This is a genomic window from Pseudaeromonas pectinilytica, from assembly GCF_054780855.1.
Genome location: NZ_BAAGVN010000021.1, coordinates 1 through 4,263 on the forward strand (window position 1 = coordinate 1; position 4,263 = coordinate 4,263).

The window sequence follows — 4,263 nt, forward strand, 5'->3', positions numbered from 1 at the left end:
ATTCTGAAGGGGGCGACATATTGCGGACTGATTTGTTTAACTTCATGCCCGTATTGCTTGAACTGACGGGACCAATAGTTTGCACTGCCACACGCTTCCATCACAATACGGGATGCTGGCTGTTGAGCGATGAAGGTCATCAGCTTTTCACGAGTAATCATTTTATTGGCTTGCTTCTCTCCTTCTGTAGAAACGATGTGCACCTGAAAAACTCGCTTTGCCAGATCAATTCCGATAATTTGTTCCATAGGGCACCTCTTCATTTTTGCTGTTGGTCTGCACTGACAGCATGGTNTTCCGGATAGCCACTCACCCATCACGGCGGCAGGGTAGCGCTAAGCTGACCCTCCGCGCCAGGGATGGCGCGGCGGAGCCTCCATGGATGGGTTCACGGCGTGTCAGCGTGTGCTACCTTGTCGCCCTAGCACAATTAGGATCGGGTCGTTAGAGTTGGCGCGGCAAGAAGCCCTCCCCCTGATTATCCAACTGCAAACGCTGGTAGGGGGTGGGGTGGGTAAACTCGAAACACAGTGGCTGGCTCGGGTCGGGGGATGCCGCGGAGAGCTGCCATTGCACGCCATTGCCGCAGGGCTCGCCCAGCAAGGGCTCGCGTCGACCATCCGGCCATAGGGCCCAGCCTTGAGTCCAAGCTTGGCGGGTGAACAGACGGCCGACAATGCGACCGCTCGGGTGCCCGGGCGATGAGGCGAACGGTCGTGGTTCGGCAAACCACAACAACTGGTGGCAAATGGCAGCGTGCGGGCCGAGCAGTACGGGCTCGTTCAGGCAATAATCCTGACCGCCGTTGTTATCCAGATAAGTATGGCCGCCGACCCGGTATTCAATGCGAAAGCGCAGTGGATGATGCACCGGCAGGCTCGGCGTTGACCACAGCTCGACCTCGGCACTGAGAAAGCGCTCGAAGGTGGCGGTATAGGGACGCCAGATGCCGTCGTGATCCTCGCACTGCAGCTGTAACGATTTATCGAACGCCAGGTTGCGCACGCAGATCCAGACCCGGGCGCCGTTGTACTGGCGCATGCTCTGCTCCTGCAATTCGTTGATGGCGTAATAGAGCACCACGGCTGGCAGTTGCGGCTGTTCATCCTGGGCAAAGTAACGACTACGAAACTCTCCCGGCGGCAACCCGAACCAATGGCGAAAGGCACGCTGGAAGCTGGGAGCATCCTGGTAACCCAGGCGCAGGCCCACCTCCTGAGCCGAATAACGGCTATGACACAGCAGGCTGATCGCCCGGTTCTTACGCACCTCTTCCAGCAGGCTGCTATAGCTGGCCTGTTGCTGGGCCAGTTGGCGCTGCAGGCTGCGGGTCGAGATCTGCAGGCGACTGGCCAGCTCCTGCAGACTCAGCTGCTCGGGCAGCGCCAGATCCAGCCACTGCTTGAGTTGCTCCAGCAGACTGCGCGGCCGGGAGCCGAGCCGGTGCAGGCGATGGATCAGGCTGACCAGCGGCTCATGCAGCTCGGCCAGACCCGGCTCCGGGGTATAGGGTGTGTTCGCCGCCGGCAGGTGCAGCACCGGCAACGGACCGTAGCGGATTGCCAACGACTCGCCAGTGGTGGCGCTGTCAGCCATCCGCTGCCGCTCGGGCCACTCCAGCGTGAATTCGTGGGCGGGGAGCTGGCGCAGCAGTTGCTGATGCAGCAGTTGCACGGCAAACCAGAGGGTGGTGAGCGGGCGATCCTCCTGCAACGGCAGAAAACTCAAGCGGGTGGCATGCGCCTGATACTGTAATTGCGGATACCAGGGCAAACCCAACAGGCTGATGCCTTCACCCCATAGCTCCAGGGCCGAAGTCAGATCCGGGGCACTGCGCAGCCCATATTCCAGCAACACCAGCAACTGCTGTAGGGACCAGACCTCATCTCCCAATGCCAGTTGCTGCACCGGATGATGAGCTAGCAACTGCTGCCCAGGGTCATGCACCTGGCGCGGCATTTGCTCACCGCTCTGCTGCTGGATGTCCGGTGTTAGCATGGCGTGATCTCGGGAAGTGCGACCTGACCCAGGATCAGTGCTTCTTTACGGGCTTTAGGCCACTGCTTAAGCCGGTATTCCAGGCGTAAGGCGAGGCTCTGCTCGCCCACGCTCTGCTGCCAGACCAGTTGCAGCGGGCCGCGACCGCGCAAGGCGCGCGCACCCTTGCCCGCTTGATGCTCCGCCAGACGTCGCTGCACATCGGTGGAAATACCGGTATACAGGCGGTTGGAAGCATCCCGCAGCATATAAATCGACCATAGTCTCGACTCGTATGGATTGACTTCATCTTGTACCGACATATTACTGTTATATCTTCTCATCAAAAAGTCGACTAGGGAGTATCTTGTCTCTTTCAGGAAGCCTGGAAAATTGCTTGAGACGGATATGTATTAGGTCTGTATATTGCTTTTGAGCCATATAAAGTTCACATAACATATCTTCAGCTAATAATTGACGCCAAGGTGATAATTGGTTTTCGTCAATTGCAATCGTTAAATTTTGGATGGCTTGCAATGGATTGCTCTTCATCTGCGACAATCCAAGAAAAAGAGCTACATATTGTTTATCTGGACTCTGAAGGGCATTGTTTTTTTGATATTTCTCAAGCCGTTGAATGGCATCTTCTTCGCGGTTATCGCTGATGGCTCCACGAGCAAAGTCGATTTCCCATTGAGTAGACTTTGATACGCTTGGTTTGGCATCCATGATTTTTGGAACATGAAAGCGTATGTGTTGGTTATACCGGATATACGTTAGTGTTCGTGCCACATCTACTTGGTTATTGATAGTCGTTAACTCGTTTTTATTAGATTTTGCTATTCTATCGAGTCCATTTGTGAGGCAGTTCGAGGTGGCTGTGCTGGCACATACGATATTATGATAAGCAGATAACGCTAAAAGACGATTTTCTGGTTTGGTCTGAGTTTCATAGTTGAGCAGGCAGTCAGTCAAATAGCGAACTGCAATGTAGTCCTCGGGTGAATCTATTTGGGTGGGGGCTCGCTTTGGTGGTTGGCTGCACAACTGGTGATTTGTTTGGTACCACTGTTGTAATTTTTTCAGATGATTACGAACATTCTGTTTATCTCGATTCAGCTCGGCAATTAGTTCAGAAAAAGCAGAAGTCATCTCTTTGTTCTTCTGTGTGGCTTGGTAGTGCTTGGCATTGGAATCGCTAAACGTACCATAACGGCCAAACGAATCCCCATAGGCAAGCAGCCATTGTGCTTTGACATAGCCTTCTTCGGCTAAAGGCGCCATCAGTGAGAATACTTTGGCCCGCATCTCGGGATCATCCATATTGCTGTAAACTTCAGCGAGTCGAATTGTTGCCGCTCGACCTTCAGTGGTTATTTTTTGTTTTAAATCAACTTCTTGTAAGAATAGTCGCTCTTGCTTCGGTAGGTAAGCGAATCCGTTTTCGGAGGGAGTTATTACTGTCTCTGAACTGGCTTTGGCTTGTGCCAATATCGGTATAAACCCACTGATGGATAACAACACCCAAATGAGCCGATAGCGCAGTGACATGATCATCAATTCCCTTTATGAGTAAATAGTGAGGCGCTTCAAGATATCAGAAATACCTCACTCGACGCATGTTTGAATCTGATAAATTATCGCTCTTATCACAGCTTTACATTGTTTCTATCACAATTTTTATGATGAATCATTCTTAAGGGATTGAAGGTTATGAAGCTATTAACTCTAATTTTTTTGACCTGTGTTGCATTGTTAACGGGGTGTGCTGCCAAACCTCCTTTACCGGAGACCTTGGGAGTGCAGGATCTCAATGCCAAGCAGGGAATTCTAATTGGCTCCTTGAGTCGCCCATCTAATAAGATTGCTTTCAATAGTTATACGTTATTGTTCCGGAATATTGATAGCGATGAATCCTATGAGGTCACTGCTCGTAGTGATCCCATGAGTGGACGATTTGTTGATGATTTTGTGAATTTGGACACAGGGAATGGTCAGTTGGTAAATGGCTCACAGTTCGCAATTATAATGCCTGTTGGTCGCTATGAAATGTACAACTTCAGGCTGCATCGTATGGAACCAAGTGGTGACAGTACCACTTATTCAGCAAAAAGTGATTTTTCCATTCCATTCGAGATTAATGGAGGGGAAATTAAATACATTGGTGAATTCAGAAATGTACCGAATACGTTCATGCATAGCTGGTTCATGTACAGAACCTTAAGCGGCAAGCGAATTAATAACACCGTCTAACGTGTTGTTTTGCTTGGATTTTCTCTGCCTACT

The 4,263-nt window shown here is 51.4% G+C and carries 4 protein-coding genes and 1 pseudogene; 1 reads left to right on the top strand and 4 read right to left on the bottom strand.

The annotated features are described in order from the left end of the window. The 4 genes and pseudogenes from ACYVG7_RS01925 to ACYVG7_RS01940 form a co-directional block, all read right to left on the bottom strand. Window positions 1-104, bottom strand: a pseudogene (locus ACYVG7_RS01925) (IS110 family transposase); the annotation flags it as partial. Between the two features lie 340 nt (window positions 105-444). Beyond that, window positions 445-1,998 carry a helix-turn-helix domain-containing protein gene (locus ACYVG7_RS01930; protein WP_460881560.1) on the bottom strand — a complete coding sequence of 518 codons (1,554 nt, stop codon included), beginning with the start codon at window positions 1,996-1,998 and terminating at the stop codon, window positions 445-447. Continuing rightward, window positions 1,992-2,300 (bottom strand): GIY-YIG nuclease family protein, encoded by a 309-nt coding sequence (locus ACYVG7_RS01935; protein WP_460881561.1) that lies wholly within the window; start codon window positions 2,298-2,300, stop codon window positions 1,992-1,994. Before ACYVG7_RS01935 ends, ACYVG7_RS01930 begins: the two co-directional genes overlap by 7 nt. Before the next feature lie 7 nt (window positions 2,301-2,307). Then, a complete protein-coding gene (locus ACYVG7_RS01940) occupies window positions 2,308-3,528 on the bottom strand; it encodes a hypothetical protein (RefSeq protein ID WP_460881562.1) in 1,221 nt (406 codons plus the stop codon). 162 nt (window positions 3,529-3,690) lie between these two features. Between ACYVG7_RS01940 and ACYVG7_RS01945 the strand changes: the two genes are divergently transcribed. Further along, complete coding sequence (locus ACYVG7_RS01945; protein ID WP_460881563.1) at window positions 3,691-4,230, top strand: hypothetical protein; 540 nt, start codon at window positions 3,691-3,693, stop codon at window positions 4,228-4,230. Window positions 4,231-4,263: the final 33 nt, after the last annotated feature.

Excerpts from the sequence above, each read along its gene's own strand:
- ACYVG7_RS01930 (WP_460881560.1), bottom strand. The coding sequence starts at position 1,998 with ATGCTAACACCGGACATCCAGCAGCAGAGCGGTGAGCAAATGCCGCGC.
- ACYVG7_RS01945 (WP_460881563.1), top strand. The coding sequence starts at position 3,691 with ATGAAGCTATTAACTCTAATTTTTTTGACCTGTGTTGCATTGTTAACG.
- ACYVG7_RS01935 (WP_460881561.1), bottom strand. The coding sequence starts at position 2,300 with ATGTCGGTACAAGATGAAGTCAATCCATACGAGTCGAGACTATGGTCG.
- ACYVG7_RS01940 (WP_460881562.1), bottom strand. The coding sequence starts at position 3,528 with ATGTCACTGCGCTATCGGCTCATTTGGGTGTTGTTATCCATCAGTGGG.